The sequence below is a fragment of the Glacieibacterium arshaanense genome, assembly GCF_004681125.1.
Taxonomy (GTDB): Bacteria; Pseudomonadota; Alphaproteobacteria; order Sphingomonadales; family Sphingomonadaceae; genus Polymorphobacter_A; species Polymorphobacter_A arshaanense.
The window spans coordinates 284,219-304,760 of the sequence record NZ_SIHO01000002.1 but is presented as its reverse complement, the minus strand read 5'-3'; the positions used below and the strand labels follow the sequence as shown (position 1 = coordinate 304,760).

General features: G+C 66.4%; 19 protein-coding genes. 5 read left to right on the top strand and 14 right to left on the bottom strand.

The annotated features are described in order from the left end of the window. Positions 1 to 10: 10 nt before the first annotated feature. Positions 11 to 1,180, bottom strand: coding sequence for an efflux RND transporter periplasmic adaptor subunit (locus EUV02_RS07680; RefSeq protein WP_135245663.1), 1,170 nt, complete (start codon positions 1,178 to 1,180; stop codon positions 11 to 13). 241 nt (positions 1,181 to 1,421) lie between these two features. On the opposite strand from EUV02_RS07680, the gene EUV02_RS07675 reads away from it, so the two are divergent. The 3 genes from EUV02_RS07675 (at position 1,422) to EUV02_RS07665 (ending at position 3,438) form a co-directional block, all read left to right on the top strand. Continuing rightward, positions 1,422 to 1,664, top strand: coding sequence for a GlsB/YeaQ/YmgE family stress response membrane protein (locus EUV02_RS07675; protein ID WP_135245662.1), 243 nt, complete (start codon positions 1,422 to 1,424; stop codon positions 1,662 to 1,664). Positions 1,665 to 1,746: 82 nt separating this feature from the next. Next, complete coding sequence (locus EUV02_RS07670) at positions 1,747 to 2,451, top strand: SIMPL domain-containing protein (protein ID WP_135245661.1); 705 nt, start codon at positions 1,747 to 1,749, stop codon at positions 2,449 to 2,451. Between the two features lie 18 nt (positions 2,452 to 2,469). Then, entirely contained in the window at positions 2,470 to 3,438 is a 969-nt protein-coding gene (locus EUV02_RS07665; RefSeq protein WP_135245660.1) for an MBL fold metallo-hydrolase, read from the top strand. On the opposite strand, the gene EUV02_RS07660 is transcribed toward EUV02_RS07665, so the two are convergent. Next, positions 3,435 to 4,211, bottom strand: coding sequence for an SDR family NAD(P)-dependent oxidoreductase (locus EUV02_RS07660; RefSeq protein WP_135245659.1), 777 nt, complete (start codon positions 4,209 to 4,211; stop codon positions 3,435 to 3,437). The genes EUV02_RS07665 and EUV02_RS07660 overlap by 4 nt on opposite strands. Positions 4,212 to 4,342: 131 nt before the next feature. Here EUV02_RS07660 and EUV02_RS07655 point away from each other — a divergent pair, with 131 nt between their 5' ends. Next, entirely contained in the window at positions 4,343 to 5,554 is a 1,212-nt protein-coding gene (locus EUV02_RS07655) for an MFS transporter (protein WP_166430558.1), read from the top strand. A 108-nt stretch (positions 5,555 to 5,662) separates the two neighbouring features. Here EUV02_RS07655 and EUV02_RS07650 read toward each other — a convergent pair whose 3' ends face one another. The 9 genes from EUV02_RS07650 to EUV02_RS07615 all read right to left on the bottom strand — a co-directional run bounded on the left by EUV02_RS07650 (position 5,663) and on the right by EUV02_RS07615 (position 16,527). Beyond that, positions 5,663 to 6,433 carry a proteasome-type protease gene (locus EUV02_RS07650; RefSeq protein ID WP_135245657.1) on the bottom strand — a complete coding sequence of 257 codons (771 nt, stop codon included), beginning with the start codon at positions 6,431 to 6,433 and terminating at the stop codon, positions 5,663 to 5,665. A gap of 73 nt (positions 6,434 to 6,506) precedes the next feature. Beyond that, positions 6,507 to 7,337, bottom strand: a complete 831-nt coding sequence (locus tag EUV02_RS07645; RefSeq protein WP_135245656.1) for a transglutaminase family protein — start codon at positions 7,335 to 7,337, stop codon at positions 6,507 to 6,509. Between the two features lie 25 nt (positions 7,338 to 7,362). Further along, on the bottom strand, positions 7,363 to 8,304 hold the full coding sequence (locus EUV02_RS07640) for an alpha-E domain-containing protein (RefSeq protein ID WP_135245655.1): 942 nt from the start codon (positions 8,302 to 8,304) through the stop codon (positions 7,363 to 7,365). Positions 8,305 to 8,316: 12 nt separating this feature from the next. Continuing rightward, on the bottom strand, positions 8,317 to 9,735 hold the full coding sequence (locus EUV02_RS07635) for a circularly permuted type 2 ATP-grasp protein (protein WP_135246443.1): 1,419 nt from the start codon (positions 9,733 to 9,735) through the stop codon (positions 8,317 to 8,319). Between the two features lie 136 nt (positions 9,736 to 9,871). Next, positions 9,872 to 11,101: a DUF6600 domain-containing protein gene (locus EUV02_RS07630; protein WP_135245654.1), complete on the bottom strand. Its 1,230-nt coding sequence runs from the start codon at positions 11,099 to 11,101 to the stop codon at positions 9,872 to 9,874. 63 nt (positions 11,102 to 11,164) lie between these two features. After that, the gene (locus EUV02_RS07625) at positions 11,165 to 14,245 is read right to left on the bottom strand and encodes an efflux RND transporter permease subunit (RefSeq protein ID WP_135245653.1); all 3,081 of its coding nucleotides are present in this window, start codon (positions 14,243 to 14,245) and stop codon (positions 11,165 to 11,167) included. Continuing rightward, positions 14,242 to 15,447, bottom strand: coding sequence for an efflux RND transporter periplasmic adaptor subunit (locus tag EUV02_RS07620; RefSeq protein ID WP_135245652.1), 1,206 nt, complete (start codon positions 15,445 to 15,447; stop codon positions 14,242 to 14,244). Before EUV02_RS07620 ends, EUV02_RS07625 begins: the two co-directional genes overlap by 4 nt. Before the next feature lie 169 nt (positions 15,448 to 15,616). Continuing rightward, on the bottom strand, positions 15,617 to 15,784 hold the full coding sequence (locus EUV02_RS15640) for a hypothetical protein (protein ID WP_166430557.1): 168 nt from the start codon (positions 15,782 to 15,784) through the stop codon (positions 15,617 to 15,619). Between the two features lie 158 nt (positions 15,785 to 15,942). Then, entirely contained in the window at positions 15,943 to 16,527 is a 585-nt protein-coding gene (locus EUV02_RS07615; RefSeq protein ID WP_135245651.1) for a hypothetical protein, read from the bottom strand. 108 nt (positions 16,528 to 16,635) lie between these two features. Between EUV02_RS07615 and EUV02_RS07610 the strand changes: the two genes are divergently transcribed. Next, on the top strand, positions 16,636 to 17,433 hold the full coding sequence (locus EUV02_RS07610; protein ID WP_135245650.1) for a DUF1295 domain-containing protein: 798 nt from the start codon (positions 16,636 to 16,638) through the stop codon (positions 17,431 to 17,433). A gap of 98 nt (positions 17,434 to 17,531) precedes the next feature. Here EUV02_RS07610 and EUV02_RS07605 read toward each other — a convergent pair whose 3' ends face one another. The 3 genes from EUV02_RS07605 to EUV02_RS07595 form a co-directional block, all read right to left on the bottom strand. Continuing rightward, positions 17,532 to 18,704, bottom strand: a complete 1,173-nt coding sequence (locus tag EUV02_RS07605; protein WP_207790142.1) for an alanine racemase — start codon at positions 18,702 to 18,704, stop codon at positions 17,532 to 17,534. A 100-nt stretch (positions 18,705 to 18,804) separates the two neighbouring features. Then, complete coding sequence (locus EUV02_RS07600) at positions 18,805 to 20,211, bottom strand: D-arabinono-1,4-lactone oxidase (RefSeq protein WP_135245648.1); 1,407 nt, start codon at positions 20,209 to 20,211, stop codon at positions 18,805 to 18,807. After that, positions 20,208 to 20,540, bottom strand: coding sequence for a c-type cytochrome (locus EUV02_RS07595; protein WP_207790141.1), 333 nt, complete (start codon positions 20,538 to 20,540; stop codon positions 20,208 to 20,210). Before EUV02_RS07595 ends, EUV02_RS07600 begins: the two co-directional genes overlap by 4 nt. Between the last annotated feature and the right edge of the window lie 2 nt (positions 20,541 to 20,542).

Genomic DNA, 20,542 nt, shown 5'->3' with positions numbered 1-20,542 from the left:
TGTCCGGCTATCAGCGCTTCGGGGCCGCAACCGGCGTGATCTTCTCGCCGGGATGCAGGAACGCAGCGGCGTTGAGCACGACGCGCTCGCTGCCCGTCAGCCCGCCGTTGATGCTGACACCGGCGTCGCTGACGGCACCGGTCTTGATGCCGCGCCGTGCCACGACGTTGTCGGGGCCGACGATCAGCACATAGCTGCCCTGCGAGTCAGCCTGCACCGCCGACTGCGGCAGCACCGGCTGCGTCGCTTCACCGGCGGCAATGTCGGCAGTGGCAAAGGCGCCGACGCGCAGGCCCGGCGAATACGGCAGTGCGATGCGCGCGATGCCCTGCCGCGACGTGACATCGATGACAGGGTCAAGCAACCAGACCTTGCCCTTGTAGCTGTTGTCGGCGCCGATCGGGATGACGCTGGCGGGCATGCCGACCTTCAGGCGCTCCATGTCCTGTTCGGTGACAGCGGCGCGAAGTTCGAGCACGCCACCTTCGGCGATGCGGAACAGCGGCGGCGAACCGGCACCGACGACCTGCCCGGCTTCGACCGAGCGCGCCAATACCAGACCGGCGGCCGGCGCGCGGACATCGAGGCGGCCAAGGCGCGCCTGCATTTCATTCGCCTGCGCGGTGGCGACGGCGACACGCGCCTGCGCGGCGTCACGCGCCGCGGTCTTGCGGTCGATATCGGCCTTCGAAATGAAACCCTTGCTGACCAGCGCCTGCGCGCGATCGAGCTCGGCCTGTGCCAGCGCCGCATCGGCACGCGCGCTGCGCGCACCCGCCTGCATCTGCGCCAGCTGCTGGGTTTGTACCGCGCTATCGATCGTCGCCAGCACCTGGCCGGCGCGCACGAACTGGCCGGCGTCGACGAGCACCGAGGTCACGCGACCGCCTTCGCCCTGCACGCCGACAGGCATGTCGCGACGGGCCGCAATGCTGCCGGTACCGCGCACGGTGGTTTCAACCATCGTGGTGCCCGGCACGCTGACCGTCACCACGGGCGCAGACTGCGGCGGCGGCGGCGGCGCATCCTTCTGGCCATAGAAAATCCACACGCCGACGCCGACCGCGACCGCGAGCAAGGCGCCGAACGCCGGCTTACTCCAGCGGCCAAGCCGCTCGGCAAGGCCCTGTGGTGCGTCCAAGACGCTCGAATCGCCGGGAGCCGGGACTTTGCTGTGCATATTCATGGCCGAATCGTCATCCTGGGGAGGTAGTCGGTGTATTATAGTAGTAACGCACTTCGCGCAAGTGCGATATAGCGCATAATTGTGGCACTGCGAAGGCTATGGTGTGCCACCGCAGTTTGTCGCACCTGCGTCGTGCCGGGGCCGTGCTGGCGCCGCCATCCAAAGCCGTGTAGATTGGCAAGTGTCGGGCGTTTTCAAGGGGAAGTGCGCCTGACCTTGTGGGAGGTTTTCGCTTATGGGTTGGATTGCAGCAGCCATTATCGGGCTTATCGCCGGCGCTATTGCCAAGGCCATCATGCCGGGCCGCGACCCCGGCGGCTGGATCGTCACGATGCTGATCGGCATCGCCGGCGCGGTGCTGATGACCTGGATCGGCCAGGCACTTGGCTTCTACGCGCCCAATGAAAAGGCCGGCTTCATCGCCGCGATCATCGGCGCCATTGTCCTGCTTGGCGGCTACCGGCTGATTAAGCGCTAGGCCGCGCGCAGCATTTCGTTCAGCCGCGCGCAATTTGGCGCGCGCTAGCGTCGCTGCGTTCAACAGTCTTGGGAGTATCCGCATGAAGACCCGCCACCTCGCCGCGATTTTTGCCGCCGCCGTCGCCAGCCTGCCCGCGCAGGCGCAGACCGTCGCCGCGCCAACCGTGACGCTGAGCGTCGAGGGCCGCGTTTCGCAGGCCCCAGACATCGTCGATATTTCGGGCGGCGTCGTCACTAGCGCGCCGACCGCTGCTGCCGCACTCGCCGATAATGCCACCCGGATGACCGCGGTGGTCGCCGCCGTCCGCAAGGCCGGCATCGCCGACCGCGACATCCAGACCAGCGGGCTCAGTCTGCAGCCGCAATACAAATACGGCGACAACCAGCCGCCGGTGCTGACCGGCTATCAGGCGAACAACACCATCAGCATCCGCGTCCGCAAGATCGACGACGCCGGCAAGCTGATCGACACGCTGGTCGCACAGGGCGCCAACCAGATTTCGGGCCCGACGTTCGGCATCGACAAGGCCGACGCCGCGCTCGACAGCGCCCGCGCGCAGGCGGTCGCCACCGGCCGCACGCGTGCCGACCTCTACGCCAAGGCCGCCGGCCTGCGTGTCCGCCGGCTGGTGTCGATCAGCGAAGGCGGCGCCGTCGAGCCCGGCCCGCGCCCGATGGTGATGATGGCACGCGCCGACAAGATTGGTGCCGCACCGCCGACGCCGGTCGCCCCCGGTGAAGTCGAACTGAGTATCACCGTGCAGATGGTTTACGAACTCGAATAATACCGAACGGGGGGAAAGATGTCGTATGCGCGCGGGCTGGTTGAAACCGGCAAAGGACTGTTTGCCTGGCTGCAACCCGATGGCAGCTGGGGCTGGTCGAACGCCGGGCTGATCGTCGACGGCGACCAGTCGCTGCTCGTCGATACGCTGTTCGATGTGCCGCTGACCGCCGAAATGCTGGCGGCGATGCGCGATGCCACCGGACTTGGCGGCGCCGACATCACCTGCCTCGTCAACACCCACGCCAACGGCGACCACACGCACGGCAACTGCCTGTGTTCGAATGCCGAAATCATCGCGTCCGCCGCCTCGGCACGCGAAATGGAGGGCTTCGGTGCCCACCAGATGGCGGCGATGAAGGCGGCCGGCGCCAGCGGGGCGCTCGGCGTCGCGGGGCGCTATTTCGCCGATATCTTCGCGCCGTTCGAATTCGCCGGCATCGAGGAACGTGCGCCGACGCGGACGTTTTCGGGGCAGCTCGACATCAAGGTCGGCGACCGCGACGTGAGCCTGATCGAAGTTGGCCCGGCGCACACCGCCGGCGACGTGCTGGTGCATGTGCCCGACGCGCGCACGGTATTCACCGGCGACATCCTGTTCATCGAAGGCACGCCGATCATGTGGGCCGGCCCCGTCGGCAACTGGATCAAGGCGTGCGAGCGGATTCTGGCGATGGATGTCGATACCATCGTGCCGGGCCACGGCCCGCTGACCGACAAGGCCGGGGTGCGCGCCGTCGCCAACTATCTCGAACATATCAACCGCGAAGCCCGTGCCCGCTACGACGCCGGCATGGACGCCGAAACCGCCGCACGCGACATCGCGGCGTCAGGCGGCCTCGGCCGCTTCGCCGGCTGGAGCGACGCCGAGCGCATCGTTGTCAACGTCGATACACTCTACCGCGAATTCAGCGGCGACAAGACGCCGCCCGACGCACTGGCGCTGTTCGACCGCATGGGGCGATTCTACTACGACCGGCGCGGCTAGACCGCGCTCACCCCGCCGTCGATGACGATGCTCTGGCCGGTGATGAATGCGCCGGCCTTGGTCGCCAGCAGCACTGCCATGCCGGCGATTTCATCAGGCTCGCCGATGCGCTGCAGTGGCGCGCGGCTGGTGCTGCCCTTCAGAATGTCGGGGTTTTCCCACAGCGCCTTGGCGAAGTCGGTCTTGACCAGCCCGGGGCAGATGGCGTTGACGCGGACGTTCGCCGGGCCATATTCGGCCGCCAGATTGCGCGCCAGTTGCATGTCCGCGGCCTTCGAAATGCAATAGGCGCCGATGACCGTCGAGCCCTTGAGCCCGCCGACCGACGAAATGATGGTGATGCTGCCCGATTTGCGCGCCGTCATCGCCGGCGCCACCATCGAAATCAGCCAATGGTTGGCGACGATGTTGTTCTGCAGGATTTTCGTGAACTGTTCGTCGGCAATGCCCGCCGCCGGGCCGAAATAGGGGTTCGACGCCGCGTTGCAGACCAGAGCGTCGATCTTGCCGAACTTGGCGATGGTGGTGTCGACCAGCCGCTGCAGATCGGCCTTCGACGCGATGTTGGCGGGGATGGCGAACGCCGCATCGCGGCCCACCGCCGCGTTGATTTCAGCGACCGCGGCGTCGCAGGCATCCTGCTTGCGCGAGCTGACGATGACAGTGGCGCCATGTTCGGCCATGCGGTGCGCGATGGCCTTGCCGATGCCGCGCGAGCTGCCGGTGATGACCGCGACCTGTCCGGTCATGTCGAAAAGTGCTGGAATGGTCATGTCGGATACTCCCCAATGTGATTTCGCGCCGGTTATGACAGCGGCGAATCAGCCTGTCACGCCTGCACATAGGCGGCAGCGCCTGCAATGCGACGGATGACATCGCCGACGCCACGCGCCATGGTAGCGGCGTGATCCGCGGGGCCAAATCCATTCCACCGACAACCGGCGATGCCGCGCTGCGCGTCACGCTGGTCGCGTGCCTGTTCTACGCGGCGTTCGGGGCGTTCCTGCAATGGTTCCCGGTCTGGCTGATCGACGCGCGCGGCTTCACCGGCGGCCAGCTCGGCCTCGCCATCGCCTGGGCCGGCATCGGCCGCATCTTCGTCGGCCCGCTGACCAGCGCCTGGGCCGAAGGCCGCCGCGACCGCCGCGCGCCGCTGCTGCTGCTCGCCGCGCTGACGATGGCCGGGCTGCTGGCGCTCGGCATGGGGCCCGCGTTCGGGATTTCGTTCGCGCTGGCGTTCGGGCTGGAAATCAGCTTCTGGGGCATCATCGCGTTTCTGGAGGCAGCGCTGCTGCGCCTTACCAACGCCACCACCCGCCCGCGCTACGGCGTCGCGCGCGGCCTCGCCAGCCTGGCGTTCGTCGCCGGGAACATCGGCGTCGGCATCCTCATCGATCACTTTGGCAACTGGGCCGTCTGGGTGTGGCTGGCGCTGACCATCTGGGGGCTGATCGCCGCTACCACCGCGCTCCCCGCCGAGCCGGTGCGGCGTGCCGTTGGCGTAAACTACAGCGCCCGCCTGTCGAGCGGCCTCGCCATGCTGCGCGTCCCCGATTTCGCGCTGCTGATCTTCGGCTGCGGGCTCATCCAGGCCGCGCACCAGTACTACTACATCTTCGGCACCAAGCTGTGGATCGCCGCCACCGGCATGTCGTCGGCGATGGCCGGCTGGCTGTTCGCGCTCGGTGTGATCGCCGAAGCTGGCCTGCTGATGGGCTTCGCCACCTGGCTCGAACGCTACCGGCCCGCGACGCTGATGATCGCCGGCGGCATCGGCGCGCTACTGCGCTGGACGCTGATGGCGCAAGACCCCGGCATCCCGCTGCTGGCGCTGTTGCAACTCCTCCACGCCGCCAGCTTCGCGCTGACCTTCCTCGGCGCCATGCGCGGCATCCAGTCGATGTGGGGCCACCAGCGCACCCCCACCGCACAGATGATGTTCATGGCGCTCGCCACCGCGCCGGCACAGGCGCTCGCCAGCTACGCGAGCGGGTTGTTGTATGAAGCCGGTTGGGGCGCACGCGGTTATCTGGCGATGGCCGGGTTTGCCGGCGCGGGGTTGGTGCTGGTGACGGTCTTGTGGTGGCGGGGAAGAGCCTCCGGCGGGCAGGCCTGAGGCCTGCACACATAAATTTGGCCGGTTGACCAATCGCCGGCGTCGGATATTCGGCACCGCCCCAAACATATGGGTGCAGGGGCAAGCCCCTGCCCGCCGGAGGCCCTGTTAAACCAATGACCCCTGAATCGGGTCTTCGCCATACGGCGGCAACGGGATCGCCGCCGCCGCAGCGCGCAATGCGCTCGACCAGCGCTCATTGAGTTCGCGGTAGTAGGCGTCTTCGCCGGTGATGCGGTGGTCGAGTTCGGGTGCCGAGACGCCGCTGCGCACGGTGACGAGGTCGATCGGCAGCCCGACCGCGAGGTTCGAGCGCATTGTCGAGCTGAACGAGATCAGCGCCACCTTGACGGCTTCGGCGAGCGGCGTGTCGAAGCGGATCATGCGGTCGAGGATGGGCTTGCCGTATTTGCGTTCGCCGATCTGCAGGTACGGCGTGTCCGACTGGCATTCGATGAAATTGCCTTCGCCGTAGATCAGGAACAGCCGTGGCTTGCGGCCGCCGATGCTGCCGCCGAACAGCAGCGACACACTAGTGGCGACTTCATCGTCGGCCATGCCGGCATCGATGACCTTTTTCGATTCGCGCAGCGCGTCGCCGATCAGCTGCGCGGCGCGGAACAGGCTGGGCACGGTGTCGAGTGTTTCGCGGGTTTCTTCGTTGTCGCCGGTAATGATCCGGCCTTCGAGGACGCGATTGATCGTCGCCTGCGTCACCGACAGGTTGCCGGCGCTGGAGATGACCATGACGCGGTCGGGCGCGGTGTCCATGATGCGCAGCTTGCGGTAGGTCGAGATGTTGTCGACCCCGGCGTTGGTGCGCGTATCGGCCATCATCACCAGGCCTTCGGCGACCAGCATGCCGACACAATAGGTCATGGTCTGAATATCCCCGTCAGTCTTGTTGTTGTGCGGTGCGCGCTGGCCGTGCTGCGGTGAGGTCACCACCGCTTCATTGCGACTGGCTTTGCGACTGCCCCGAGGCCACGTCAATGGCGCTGACCGACACTTCCATCGTTTCGTCACCGCCACCACGCCGTGCACCGCGCACCGGCGCCGCCGCGAGATAGTCATGCCCGACAGCGATGCGGACATAGGCTTCGGTCACCGAAATGCCGTTGGTCGGGTCAAAGCCGACCCAGCCGAGCGTGTCGTCCCAGGCCTCGACCCAGGCGTGGCCGGCGGGTTCGATGACGCTGCTGTCCTGTTGGACAAAGTGCCCCGAGACATAGCGCGCCGGAATCTCCAGATGCCGCGCGCAGGCGAGGAAGATGTGGCTGAAATCCTGGCAGACGCCGCGCTTCAGTCCGAACGCCGTCACCGCATCGGTGCCGGTACCGGTGGCTTCGGCGTCGAAGGTCATCGCGCCGTGGATGCCGGTGAGCATCGCGTGCAGTGTCGACAAAGTATCGTCGCGTCGGTGTTCGGCGGCGAAGCCGCGCAGCGCCGCATCGGGCGCGCTCAGCGGCGTCGTCCGCCGGTACAGCAGCGGCTGCATCGGTTCGATGCTGCCGCGCACGACGCCGTGGTTTTCGAACGTCGAAACTTCGCCGGTGACACGCAGCGTCAACGAATCGAGCGCGCGCTCGGCGTAGAAGATGTGCGTGATGTTGCCGTAAACGTCGAAGCCCGAACGCAGGCTGCCATCGGCATCGACTTCGAGCCGCCACGACAGGATGTGCTGGTCCTCGGTGGCGCGCGGCTGGACGCGCAGCAGCTGCACGACGTGGCTGGCGGGCAGCGCGTAGTCGTAGCGCGTCGTATAGTCGATGCGGATGCGCATGGGGTCGCCTGTTAACGTGTGGGGGCTAAAACAGATACTGTTCGGCGATGGCGTTGCCGAGACGGTTGTTTTCGCTGATGAAATTGCCGAGAAACTCGTGCAGGCCGTTACCAAATATGCGGTCGATGCTGGCACCTTCGAGCTGCCCCAGCCCATGCGCCGCGAGCCGGTGCGCCGGACCGCGGCGGCCGTGGCCGGCGGCCAACTGGTCGAGCCGGCGCAGGATTTCCTGATAGCAACTTGTCAGGCTGCGCGGGATCTGCGTGTTGAGGATCAGCAAGTCGGCGACCTTGAGTGGCTGCACGGCGTCGCGATAGACCCAGCGATACGCGGTGAGCGCCGACACGGTGCGCAGGATCGTCGTCCACTGGAAATAGTCGAGCCCGCCGCCGACGCTTTCGCCGTGCGGCAACAGCAAATGATACTTCACGTCGAGCAGCCGCGCGGTGTTGTCGGCGCGTTCGATCGCCGCGCCAAGCTGGATGAACCAATAGGCATCGCCGCGCAGCATCGTCCGGTGCGCGGCACCGTCGAACACCAGCATCGCCACCTTGACGGTATCGATCAGCTGCACGAGCTGCTCGCGGCTTTCGAGACGGGTGCCAAATTTCTGGACATCGAGCCAGGCGCCGTTGATCGCTTCCCACGCCTCGAGCGTCAGTGCGGTGCGGACGCTGCGCGCATTGGCGCGGGCGCGTTCAAGGCAGACGCGGATCGAGCTGGGGTTTTCGCTGTCGACGGTCAGGAAGGCGCTGACGCCCTGCTCGTCACCAGGGCGGCCGAGTTCTTCGTGCAGCGGCTTCATCCACGCCGCCGCCAGCGCGCTGTCCCAGGCGTTGCCGGCGCCACCATAGCTCGACGGCAGCGCCGCCAGCCGCAGCGTCGCCTCGATCAGCCGCGTCAGATATTCGGCGCGCTCGAGATAGCGCCCGACCCAATACAGGCTTCCTGCGGTCCGTGACAGCATCAGAGCACCCGATCAGTCATCGAGCACCCATGTATCTTTAGTGCCGCCGCCCTGGCTGCTGTTAACCACCAGCGACCCCGACTCCAGCGCCACGCGCGTGAGTCCGCCGGGGACAATCTGCACGCCGTTGGTCCCGGTCAAAACGAACGGTCGCAAGTCGACGTGGCGCGGCGCGACGCCGCTGTCGCACAGCGTCGGGCAGGTCGACAGTGCCAGCGTCGGCTGGGCGATGAACTTTTCGGGCGCGGCGCGGAGTTTTGCGGCGAACGCCTCGATCGTCGCGCGCGGCGCGTGCGGGCCCACCAGCATCCCGTAGCCGCCCGAGCCATCGACTTCCTTGACCACCAGTTCGGGCAGATGGTCGAGCACATAGGCCAGTGCTTCGGGTTCGCGGCAGCGGTGCGTCGGGACGTTCGACAGCAGCGGCTCCTCGCCGGTGTAGAATTTCACGATTTCGGGCATGTAGCTGTAGATCGCCTTGTCGTCGGCGACGCCGGTGCCGACCGCGTTCGCCAGCGTGACATTGCCCGCGGCATAGGCACTCATCAGCCCCGGCACGCCGAGCATCGACGCCGGATTGAACGCCAGCGGATCGAGGAAATCATCATCGAGCCGCCGGTAGATGACATCGACGCGCTGCGGGCCTTCGGTGGTGCGCATGTAGACGACGTCGTCGCGCACGAATAGGTCGTTGCCCTCGACGAGTTCGATGCCGAGCTTGTCGGCGAGGAAGCTGTGCTCATAGAACGCGCTGTTGTGCTGGCCGGGCGTCAGCAGCACGCTGTTCGGCTCGTCACCGGCACCCGGCGGCGCCACCGAATGCAGCGTTTCGAGCAGCTTTTCGGGGTAGGCCTCGACCGGTGCGACGTGCAGGTTGGCGAACAGCTCGGGCACCAGCTTGAGCATGACCTCGCGGTTTTCGAGCATGTACGACACGCCCGACGGCGTCCGCGCATTGTCTTCGAGCACGAAGAACTGGTTGGCATCGGTGCGCACCAGGTCGATGCCGGCAATCTGTACCCAGATGTCGCCGACCGGACGCTTGCCGATCTGGCTCATCGCGAACGCCGGGTTGAGTAGCACCAGTTCAGGTGGCACCAGTCCGGCGCGCAGAATTTCCTGCTTGCCGTAGATGTCGGCGAGGAAGGCGTTGAGCGCCCCGACGCGCTGCTTGAGGCCGGCTTCGAGGGCGGTCCATTCCTCCCGCGCGAGAATCCGTGGCACGATATCGAACGGGATCAGCCGCTCGGCGGCATCGGGGTCGCCGTAGACGGCAAAGGTGATGCCGATGCGGCGGAAGAACAGTTCCGCCTGGCGCCGGCGGGTTTCCATCAGCTCACGCGGGGAGCCTTCGAGCCAGTGGCGCAACGGCTGGTAGGCCGGACGCACGGTCCGCGCTGCAGCAAGCTCGGCGGCTTCAAAACCGAACATTTCGTCAAAGGCCAATGGTTGCGGCAATCAATACCCCCGAGGTTGTTGGCGCCATATTGTGCAGTGCGAAAGAAACGCGCAAGCCCCTTTGCGGCAAGCGCCGCAAATGAGGTAGCACGAGCCCAACTACCGAAGGCTATTCGGGTTCCTTGGCGGGAGCTTCGCGTGCGGGCGCCTTTTGCGGCGGTGGCGGTGGCGGGAGACTGCGCTGCGGTGGCGGTGCGGGCGCTGCGGCCACCGGTGGTGCTACGGGCATGGCTGGTGGCGCCGTCATCTGCGGTGCCGGGCGCGTGCCCTGCCCGCCGCCCTGCGGCTGTCCTCCGCCTAATCCACCGTGTCCGCCGCCATGGCTTTGACCGTTGTTGTTGCTTTGTCCGCCGTTGTAGCCCGGCGCACCACCGCGCGGCGGCTGACCATCATCCTGCGGCGGCGGCGCGGTGTTCTGGCCATAGGGATTGCGCGGCGGCCGATTGCCGCCTTGGCCGTTGCCTTGGGGGTAGGGCTGCGCGTTGGGCTGGCCGCCGCCCTGCCCATAGCCCGGGGGATAATAGGGGTTGCCCGGCCGGGTCCCGGGGTTGGCGCTGCCGCCCTGCTGCTGGCCGTAGCCGTTGTGTGTTTGGCCATAGCCACCTTGTGGCTGCCCGTGACCGCCGTTCGGCGGAGTGCCCTGCTGGCCGCCGCCCTGTGGTCGGCCCTGATAGCTGCCGCCTTGGCCGCCCTGATAATTGCCGCCGTGGTGACCCGGCTGCGCCGGCCGTGTCGCGTTCCACTGGTCACGGTCGCGGTCACGCGGGACGCGCGGCCGGTTCGAATAGGGCGCATAGATCGACCCGCGCGGCACATAGACCCAGCTCGGCGCATACCATTGGTCATAGCCCCAGCTGTCATAGGCAAAGCCGAGCGCCGCGCCGTAGCCGATCATCGGCGGCAGCGGTGCCCAGCCGGCGGTGTCGCTGCCGTCGCGCCACGCCACCCATGCCGGCGCCCATTGCGTGCCCGGCACCCACAGCCAGCCGAGCTGGTTGTCATAGCCCCAGCGGCCATAGTGATCGGTCGCCCAGCTCCACGGCTCGTCGCCCAGCCAGGTGCGACCGTAGTTGGGGTCATCGAGCCAGCGCCCGACGGTGTATGGCTGCCAGCCGGGGGCGACCTGCGGCTGCCAGACCAGCCCCCATTGCGGCGATTGTAGCCACTGGCCGAACGGCGCCAGCGCGTTCTGGAACTGGTCGACCGAGGTGATGTTGCCGGGTCCATAGGGAGGCGCATTGGCGACGGGTGTCGAGATATAGCCCTGCGCGCCGTAATCCACGCACCCGGCCAGCGCGGCCAACAATCCCGAAACCAACAACAAACGCGGTGCAATCATTCCAAGCCCTCCAGTGGCCAGCGAAGACTGCGCCCGCACCGCTTGCGGCACGATGAATGGCGTTTACTCGGCGAAAACCTTTTCGCGGCGCGCCAAAGCCCAGGCGCGGCGGCGTTGCGCAATGCCTTCGAGCGCGAGGAACATCACCGGCGTGATGAACAGCGTCAGGAACTGGCTGAACAGCAACCCGCCGAGCACCGCGACACCCAGCGGCTGGCGCAGTTCGGCGCCTGCCCCCAGCCCGAGCGCCAGTGGCAGCGCGCCGGCGATCGCGGCAGCCGTCGTCATCATGATCGGCCGGAAACGCTGGCGGCAGGCTTCGCGGATCGCCTTTTCGGGCGACCAGTCATTGTCACGCATGCCGCTCAGAGCGAAGTCGATCATCATGATGGCGTTCTTCTTGACGATGCCTATGAGCAGCACGACGCCGATGATGCCGATGACATCGAGCGGCATATTGAACACCCATAGCGCCAGCAGCGCACCGATACCCGCTGCGGGCAACCCCGACAAAATCGTGATCGGGTGGATGAAGCTTTCGTAGAGCACGCCGAGCACGATGTAGATGACCAGCACGGCGGCGAGGAACAGCCAGCCCATGCCCTTGTTTGATTCCTCGAACGCCTGCGCATTGCCCTGGAACGACCCCGAAATCGTCGACGGCGCCTGCAGGTCGGCGAGCGCAGCTTCAATCTTGGTCTGCGCGGCGCTCAGCGGCACGCCTTTCGACAGGTTGAAGCCGATGGTGACGGCGGGCAACTGGCTTTGGTGACTGACCGACAGCGGCACGCCTTCGATGACGGTGCGTGTCACCGCCGACATCGGCACGACGGCGCCGGTGTTGCCGCGCACGTACAGCGCGGCGATGGTGTCAGGGGTCATCTGCAGCTTGGGGTCGATCTCGAGGATGACTTCATAGCTGTCGACATCGGTGTAGATCGTCGAAATCTGCCGCGTGCCGAAACTCGAATACAGTGTGTCGCGGATCGCCTGCACCGGCACGCCGAGGCGGCTGGCAGCATCGCGGTCGATTTCGACACGCGCCTGCCGCGCCCCGCGCTGGAAGTCGGAAGTCACGTCCTCGAACCCCGGTGTCGCGCGCAGCGCCGCTTCGAACAGCGGCGCCAGCTTGTACAGCGCCTCCTGATCGACCGACGCCAGCGTGTACTGGAAGTTGCTCGGGCTCGAACGCCCGCCCAGCGTCAGGTTCTGCGGGATATTGGGGAACGCCGAAATGCCCGGAATGCTGTTGAGCTTCTTGCGCAGCCGCGCCTGCACGACATCCGCGCTGTCGCGTTCGGACCGCGGTGACATCTGCGCGAACAGACGCCCCGAATTGCCGCCGAAGACAATCGAATTGACGCGGATGATCGCCGGATCGTCGAGCAGGATCTTGGCAATCTTGTCCTGCTTGGCGAGCAGCGTCGAATAGGACGCATCGGGCGCGACTTCGGTGCCGACGAACATCACGCCGGTATCTTCGGTCGGGAAAAAGCCCTTGGGAATGGCGGTAAAGCCCCAGATCGCCACGGCGAGCGAGGTGGCGGTGAAGATCAGCACCGCCTTGCGGTGGCGCAGCGTCGAATCGAGCGCGCGCGCATAGGCACGGCCGGCACGGTCGAACATCCGCGTCGACCAGCGCGCGACGCGCCCCGGCTTTTCGTGGCCGTTCTTGAGCAGCCGTGCAGCCATCATCGGCGTCAAGGTCAGCGAGACGATAGCCGACACGCCGATGGCAATCGTCAGCACCAGCGCGAATTCGCGGAACAAGCGCCCGACAATGCCGCTCATGAACAGCAGCGGGATGAACACCGCGACAAGGCTCACCGAGATCGACACGACGGTGAAGGCGATTTCGTTGGTGCCGGCAATCGCTGCTGGCCGTGGCCGCTCGCCCTTTTCGACACGCCGCACGATGTTTTCGAGCACGACGATGGCGTCATCGACCACAAACCCCGTCGCCAAGGTCAGCGCCAGCAGGCTGAGGTTGTCGAGGCTGAACCCCAGCGCATACATGCCGGCGAAGGTGCCGATGGCCGCGACCGGCAACACCACCGCCGGAATCAGCGTCGCGCGCGCATCGCCGAGCGCCAGATAGATGACAAGGATGACCAGCAGCGCGGTGCCGATCAGCGTCATCTGCGCATCATGCACCGAATGACGGATCGACTGCGAACGGTCGACGAGCACGTCGAGCTCGGTGTTCGGCGGCAGCCCCTCGCGGATGCTTGGCAGTAGCGCGACGACGCTGTCGACCAGCGCCACGACGTTCGAGCCGGGCTGGCGCTTGATGCCGAAGGTGATCGAGGTTTCGCCGTTGAACTTGGTGCCGCCGCGCAGATTCTCGATCGAATCGAGGCTTGTCGCGACATCCGAAACGCGGATCGGCAAGCCGTTCTTGTAGCCGATGATGACGTTGGCGAAGTCGCTGGCGCGCTTCATCGTGCCGGTGGCGTCAAGGATATAGCTGCGCGGCCCCTCGGCGATCACGCCGACCGCCGAATTGCTGTTCGCCGCCGAAATCGCGGTGCGGATGTCTTCGGGCGTCAACCCGCGCACCGCGAGCGCCTGCGGATCGAACTGGATGCGCACCGCATATTTGCGCGCGCCATACACCTCGACGCGCGAAATCCCCGGCAGTGTCGAAATGCGCGGGATGATCGTCGTATCGGCAATCGTCTGCAGGTCGGACAGCGAGCGCGTCGGGTCGCGCAGCGCCAGAATTAGTACCGACTGGTCGGCGGGGTTGGTTTTTTCAAAGCTCGGCGGCGACGGCATTTCCTGCGGCAACCGGCGTGCGACCGCCGACAGCGCGGTCTGCACGTCGAGCGCCGCCGCATCGATATTGCGGTTGAGGTTGAACTGCACCGTCACCTGCGTGTTGCCCGTCGAGCTGACCGAAGTGATCTGCTCGATGCCGGCGATGCTGGTCAGCTGGCGCTCGATCGGCGTCGCCACCGCACTCGCCATCGTCGACGGATTGGCGCCGGGCAGATTGGCCTGGATCTGGATCGTCGGGAAATCGACCTGCGGCAGCGCCGCAACCGGCAGCTGGCGATAGGCGAACAGCCCGGCGAGCACGATCGCGATGGTCAGCAGGACCGTGGCGATAGGACGCTCGACCGCGGCGCGCACGAAGTTCACGCCGGCCGCTGCTGCTTGGCGTCGCCGGACTTGCCTTCGCCGGGCTTGCCACCCGTCTGTTTTCCGGCCCGCGTCTTGACCTTGCCGCCGGCCTTGAGCTTGGCGAGCGCGTCGGTGACGACTTGCGCGCCGGGCTGCAGCCCCGAAGCGATATAGGCATAGCCGTCGTTGCGGCCGGCGATGGTAACCTTGGTCAGCACCGCCTTGCTGTCGGCGCCGATGGTCCAGACATAGCTGAAGTCCTGGCCGTTCTGGATCGCCGATTCGGGCAGGCGGATCAGTCGCGTCGGCAGCGCCAGCGGCACGTCAAGTTCGACCAGCGCGCCGGGCCACAGCTCGTCGTTGGCGTTGACGAATTCGGCCTTGGCAGCAATCGAGCCATTGAGCGGATCGACGTTGTTGTCGAGGAACACCAGCTTGCCGTTGGCGACGACGCCACCGGTCTGGCCTTCTTCGGTGCCAGCGGTGCCGCGGCCATGCGCGCTGACCGCGACAGCGCCCGCAGCATAGCGGTCGCGCAGCGCCTGGATACGGTCGGGCGGCACGGCAAAGCGCACGGTAATCGGCGACAGCTGGTTGATCGTCACCAGCGGCGCGGTGTCATTGGCCTTGACCGTCGCACCGAGCTTGAAGCCGATTTCGCCGGTGCGGCCCGACACGGGGGCGTTGATGCTGAGGTACGACAACCCGGTTTCGGCCGCCGACAAAGCGCCGCGCGCGCCACCAATGCCTGCGCGCGCGCTTTCCGCTGCCGCACGCTTCTGATCGATGGTGGCACCTGAAATAAACCCGGATTTGACCAGCGCCTGGGCGCGCTTGTAATCGGCCTCGGCCTGCACAGCGGCAGCATTGGCACTGGCGAGCGCCGCACGCGCCTGCGCAACACTGGCACGCTGCGCACGGTCATCGAGCCGGAACAGCGGCTGGCCGGCACGGACATTGCTGCCTTCCTTGAACAGCACCGCGGTAATCTGGCCATCGACACGCGACCGCACCGCCACCGATTGCAGCGGCGTCACCGTGCCGAGCACCGTCAGCCGCGGCACATAATCGGCGAGCTGCGCGGTTTCGGCCGACACCATCATCGGCGGCTTGGGCTTGTTCGCGGCGTCATCGCGCCCGCACGCCGCCAGCGCCAGCAGCAGCGTGCCACACAGCGCAATTCGCGTTTGCGACAGGAAGCTTCTCGTCTTCGAATTCATTGCAGGGCTTTGTCTATTCCGGAATTTTCAAAGGCGTCGCATGCCCCTCGCACAGCAAAGGCCCGACTGCACATGAATTTTTCATTTACCGTCACAAAGCCGACGCGAAAATGTCACGCCCGTGCTGCGTCGCACCAAATTCCGGCCCCAGTAGACGACGCCGTTGCGGCTAGTGACTCACCCCCGGTGGCGGCAAACGGCGGCGCACCAATGCGACAACCACCACGCACAGCAGCAACGGCAACCACGCCGGCACGCCGAGCAGCGACACCCCGGGATTGAACCAGAGGAGCAGCAGCGCAGCGAGCGCAATGAAGCAGAGCAGCGAAAATCGCATGGGGGGCCTCGATCAACATTTCATATCGCGGCGCCAATCTGACCCCGTTAGCGAGCGCGATAGATCGCCAATGCCCGAAACTTGTGAAGTTTTGATGAATGAAAACACCGGCAATTGGCTGACAACACGCCAATATTTTAAATTTGGTGCGTTGCGGGTTAACGCTTCTTCTCCGGCACCGCTGCGCCGTCGCGGACCAGGTCGGTGCCGCTGCGCAGCGTCCACACCGCCTGCGGTGTCTTCGGCTGAACCTCGCTGCGCGTCGTCAGCGTGTTGCCGTCGCGCGTCTGCGTGACGCGGATCAGCGCCGGCTGGTCATTGTCGGTGCCGTCGCGGGTATAGACAATCGACCAGTGCAGCCCGTCGTCATAGCGCGCAATCTGCGCTGCCGAAGTCTCGCTCGATACCGGCTTGCCGCGACGGAATGACGCGGTGGTGACGTTCGCGGTCGCAGCATCGAACAGCGAAACATCGGTGATGGTGACGATGCCGGTCTTCGGGCCATCGGCAAATCGGTTGATGCTGATCACCGTTGCGCCGTCGGGCAGCGCGACGACTTCGCTGACCATCGGCAGCTTCTCCTGCGCGTTGCTGGTGTAGTCGCGGTAGCTCAGCGTCCCCGTCCAGCGGCCACCCAGCCCGCCAACCAGCGCGGCGGCATCGGGCGCGGCCAACGCCGGTGACAACGCCAGAGCGATGCCGGCAAACAGTGCGGCAGCGTGGAAAAATGCGACTGGTTTCATGTCTGGGGCCTTTCGGTTTGCCGGGCGCGCCGGATAAGGTATGTCATTGCGATGCAAGGACGCGGGCCGCTTGTCAGGGCTCCACGCGCCGCAGGGGGAGACTGATTGATGACCGGAATCGCATCGCTGCTATTGACCAACTTTGCCGTCGCCTTCGCGCTGTTCGTGGTGCTGTGGCTGGTCGGCATCATGCGCCGCGACCCGAGCCATGTCGATGCTTTCTGGGCGTTCGGCATGGTGCTGCTGGCGTGGACGACGCTGTTCCAGCTCGGCGAAACCACACCGCGCCGCCTGCTGCTCGTCGGGCTGTGCACGGCCTGGGGCCTGCGGCTGGGCGGCTATCTGCTGTGGCGGGTCACTAAGCACGGCGCCGACCCGCGCTACGTCAAGATGATGAGCAAAGCCGAAAGCCAGCGCGGCTGGGGCTTCGCCAAGGCATCGTTCATCATGGTGTTCGCGCTGCAGGCGCCGCTGCTGTGGATCGTCTGCCTGCCTGTCCAGCTCGGCCAGGTCAGCGCCGAGCCACTCGCCATCGGCGCGCTCGGCTGGCTTGGCGCCGCACTCGCCGTCATCGGCATCCTGTTCGAAACCATCGGCGACGCGCAGCTGACGGCGTTCAAGGCCAACCCCGCCAACAAGGGCAAGGTCATGGACAAGGGCCTGTGGCGCTACACCCGCCACCCCAACTATTTCGGCGACGCCTGCACCTGGTGGGGCCTGTTCCTGATCGCCGCAGAGACCATGCCCGGCCTGTGGGCGCTGCCCGGGCCGGTGCTGCTCACTTATCTGCTGACCAAATGGAGCGGCGTGCCGACCACCGAAGGCAAGCTGCGCCGCTCGCGCCCCGGCTATGAGGATTATGTGCGGCGCACGTCGGGTTTTGTGCCGATGCCGCCCAGGGCCTGAGAGAAAGGGCCTCCGGCGGGCAGGCCTGACGCCTGCACCCATTTGAAGCGCGCCAGAATGTCGGGTGCAGGGGCTAGCCCCTGCCCGCCGGAGGCCCTTCAAGCCGATATCTGGAACGTCGGCCAGCGCTCGGTGATCTCGCCGTTGTCGTAGACCAGCAGGTCGCCGAACTGCAGCAGCACCGCTTCGCTCTGCGTCGGGCGCAGGTAGACGAAATCGTCGGGGGCGAGGTGGACCTTGTTACTCGCGGTGAGCAGTTCCTGGTTCGACGAGCGGCCGTAGAGCTTCGAATAGTCGAGCCCGGCGGGATAGTCGGGCTTCGCCAGCCAGTGCCCGCCGTGGATGAAAAACGCCTGTTGCACGCCCGGGTCGAACAGCGCGAACAGCCCGGTCAGCTTTTCGAGGCTCGGCACCTGGACGCGGTCGAGCGCCTTGAGCACCGGCGTCGCGATGAACGCGGCGGGCACATGGTGCGCCAGCGTGTCGAGGTCGAAATCGGTGGGTTTGACGAACGCCGAGCCAATCGACACTTCGTTCGCCGCGGTTTCGGACGCGTGCAGCGCATAGGTCGGGCTGCCGGCGCTGTTGTAGGTGAAACGTGCGGGGTCACCGGGGCGCTTGGCCTCGAGCACGCCCTGCGCGTCGCGATACGCCTTGAGCATCCGCGCGAACGCACGGCTGCGGTCGGGAACCTTGGCGATGTGCGGGTCATAGCCCATCAGCCCGGTGACTTCGACGTTCGGCAAGGTCGCGGCGAGGTCGAGCACCTCCGCCAGCCTCGCCGCGTCGCCAAACCCGCCACGATGCAGCCCGACATCGATTTCGAGGTTGGCGCGCAGCGGCACGCCCGCCGCCGCGGTCAGCGCCGCATATTGCTTGAGGCGCGTCGGCGTATCGATCAGCCACTGCGGATTCAGCCGGCTGCTGCGGTAATATTCCGCCGCAGCGACCGCGGTCAGCGGCTTGCCCATCAGCACATCGGCCTGCGGAGTTTTCGCGGCGATCTCAGCCAGCATCGGCGTGTTGAACACCATGTAGCGGTTGGTGCCGCTACCTTGGGCGACGGCTTCGATCAGGTCGTGGCTCGGCAGCGACTTGACCACGACGCGCGTGCCCAGCCCGCTGCCCGCGAGCTTGGCCTTGACCGCCGCGATGTTGGCGTTGAGCCGGGCGCGGTCGATGACCAGCACCGGCGCGCCGACGCCGGCGCGCTTCAACGCTGCGGAAAGGCCATCGAAATAGCCGCTATCGATAGGTGCAGGCTCAGCCATGCGATTGGCCACCGCGACGCCGACGGCCGCCGTCGCCGCCACCCCGCCGCCAATCAACACGCTGCGTCGCGCCCATCCCTTTTTCTCCGGTTTTGCTGGTTCAGACACCGAACACCTTGCGTAGATACGGGTTGAGCAGCCGCCCCTGCGGATCGAGCGCGGCGCGCAGTTTCGCGGCGTCATCGAAGCGCGGGTAGAGCTGGCGGAAGTCCGCCGCGCCCAATGAGTTGAGCTTGCCCCAGTGCGGCCGGCCACCGTGCTTGCGCAGGATCGGCTCGATCAGTTCGAACAGGAACGCATAATCGTCCTTGTACCAGGCGTGCACCGCGATCGAGCCGCTTTCGCGCTGGTAGAATGGCGACAGCATCGCGTCATCGCGGGCGATGATGCGCGCTTCGATCGGGAAGAACACGTCGGGCCGGCGTGTTTCGATGGTAGTGATGACTTCGCGCAGCGCATCGATCTGCGCGTCGAGCGGCAGGTGATATTCCATCTCGTTGAACGGCACGCCGCGCACATTCGACAGCAGCTTCCAGCCTTCATCGACGGCGATTTCGGGCGGCGCATCCGCCGTCAGCCCCGACAGCAGCTTGCGCCGCAGCCATGGCGACCAGCCGAGCAGATCGCGTGCCTGGCGCAGCTGCTTGACGCCTTCGTCATCGTGGTCGACCCCGCGCGGCTTGACTGGCTCGCTGGTCTCGTCGTGGGTAATCAATATGCCGCGCCCGGTGAACGGGATCAGGTAGAATTCGGCGTTGCGGTGCGCGGTGCGAAGCGTCGGCCAGTCCGCCATCAACTTGTCGGCGTCGATCATGGTGACGCTTTTCTTGACGCGCGTCAGCGGCTTGTTCGCCAGCGTCATCCGCGTGACGATGCCGAACGCGCCGAGGTTGACGCGCGCCGCGTCGAACAGCTCGGGCTGCTTGTCGCGGCTCAGCGTCAGCGGCACGCCGTCGGCGGTCATCAGCGTCAGGTCGAGCAGCTTGCCGTGGATCGCCGTCAGCCCGTGGCCTGTGCCATGCGTGCCGGTAGCAATCGCACCGGCCAGCGTCTGCTTGTTGATGTCGGGCAGGTTGGGCATTTCCTGGCCGATGGCGGCGAGGCTGGCGCCCAACTCCCCCAGCCGCGTGCCAGCGCGGACTTCGGCGGTCACCGCGGCGGCGTCATGGCCGACCAGCCCGGTCATGCGGTCGAGCGTCAGCAGCGTGCCGTCGGTCGGCACCAGCGCGGTAAAGCTGTGCCCGGCACCCACCGCGCGGATCGGCGCGGGTGCCGAGGCCAGCAGCGCGGCGAGTTCGACTTCGTCGGCGGGCGCGGCGCGCGTCGCCGGATAACTGTGCTGGTTCCCCGACCAGTTGCGCCAGACCATATGACCCTGTGCGTCGGTCGCGGGCGGTGGCGGCGGCCCGGCCTTTTCCTGCAGCGCATGGTTGATGCCGACACCGGCGGCGACCGCGCCGACACCGACAACCGCCGCACCCGTCAATACGGCCCGCCGTGTCGTCATTGATGTGCCTCGCTCATGAACTTGGTCAGCGCCTTGAAATCATCGGGCGTGCAGGCGAAGCACTGGCCGCCCGCCGGCATCGCGTTCTTGCCCGAAATGACACTGGCGAGCAGCACGTCGGGCCCCTGCGCCAGCCGCGGTGCCCAAGCCTCTGCGTCCCCAACGAGCGGCGCACCGGTGGCGGGATCGGCATGGCAGGTCTTGCACGACTGGGTGTAGAGCCCCGCCAGCCGGGCATCGCCGGGCATGGCCTTGGCGGCGAACGCCGCCTTTTCGGCCGGCGTCGGCGCGGGGGCCGAGCATCCCGCGAGCAGTGCCAGCAATAACAAGG

What these genes read in the sequence shown, in the direction of transcription:
- EUV02_RS07605 (WP_207790142.1), bottom strand. Translation starts at nt 18,704, where the DNA reads ATGGCTGAGCCTGCACCTATCGATAGCGGCTATTTCGATGGCCTTTCC.
- EUV02_RS07680 (WP_135245663.1), bottom strand. Translation starts at nt 1,180, where the DNA reads ATGCACAGCAAAGTCCCGGCTCCCGGCGATTCGAGCGTCTTGGACGCA.
- EUV02_RS07640 (WP_135245655.1), bottom strand. Translation starts at nt 8,304, where the DNA reads ATGCTGTCACGGACCGCAGGAAGCCTGTATTGGGTCGGGCGCTATCTC.
- EUV02_RS07610 (WP_135245650.1), top strand. Translation starts at nt 16,636, where the DNA reads ATGACCGGAATCGCATCGCTGCTATTGACCAACTTTGCCGTCGCCTTC.
- EUV02_RS15640 (WP_166430557.1), bottom strand. Translation starts at nt 15,784, where the DNA reads ATGCGATTTTCGCTGCTCTGCTTCATTGCGCTCGCTGCGCTGCTGCTC.
- EUV02_RS07620 (WP_135245652.1), bottom strand. Translation starts at nt 15,447, where the DNA reads ATGAATTCGAAGACGAGAAGCTTCCTGTCGCAAACGCGAATTGCGCTG.
- EUV02_RS07660 (WP_135245659.1), bottom strand. Translation starts at nt 4,211, where the DNA reads ATGACCATTCCAGCACTTTTCGACATGACCGGACAGGTCGCGGTCATC.
- EUV02_RS07615 (WP_135245651.1), bottom strand. Translation starts at nt 16,527, where the DNA reads ATGAAACCAGTCGCATTTTTCCACGCTGCCGCACTGTTTGCCGGCATC.
- EUV02_RS07675 (WP_135245662.1), top strand. Translation starts at nt 1,422, where the DNA reads ATGGGTTGGATTGCAGCAGCCATTATCGGGCTTATCGCCGGCGCTATT.
- EUV02_RS07630 (WP_135245654.1), bottom strand. Translation starts at nt 11,101, where the DNA reads ATGATTGCACCGCGTTTGTTGTTGGTTTCGGGATTGTTGGCCGCGCTG.
- EUV02_RS07635 (WP_135246443.1), bottom strand. Translation starts at nt 9,735, where the DNA reads ATGTTCGGTTTTGAAGCCGCCGAGCTTGCTGCAGCGCGGACCGTGCGT.
- EUV02_RS07670 (WP_135245661.1), top strand. Translation starts at nt 1,747, where the DNA reads ATGAAGACCCGCCACCTCGCCGCGATTTTTGCCGCCGCCGTCGCCAGC.
- EUV02_RS07600 (WP_135245648.1), bottom strand. Translation starts at nt 20,211, where the DNA reads ATGACGACACGGCGGGCCGTATTGACGGGTGCGGCGGTTGTCGGTGTC.
- EUV02_RS07645 (WP_135245656.1), bottom strand. Translation starts at nt 7,337, where the DNA reads ATGCGCATCCGCATCGACTATACGACGCGCTACGACTACGCGCTGCCC.
- EUV02_RS07665 (WP_135245660.1), top strand. Translation starts at nt 2,470, where the DNA reads ATGTCGTATGCGCGCGGGCTGGTTGAAACCGGCAAAGGACTGTTTGCC.
- EUV02_RS07650 (WP_135245657.1), bottom strand. Translation starts at nt 6,433, where the DNA reads ATGACCTATTGTGTCGGCATGCTGGTCGCCGAAGGCCTGGTGATGATG.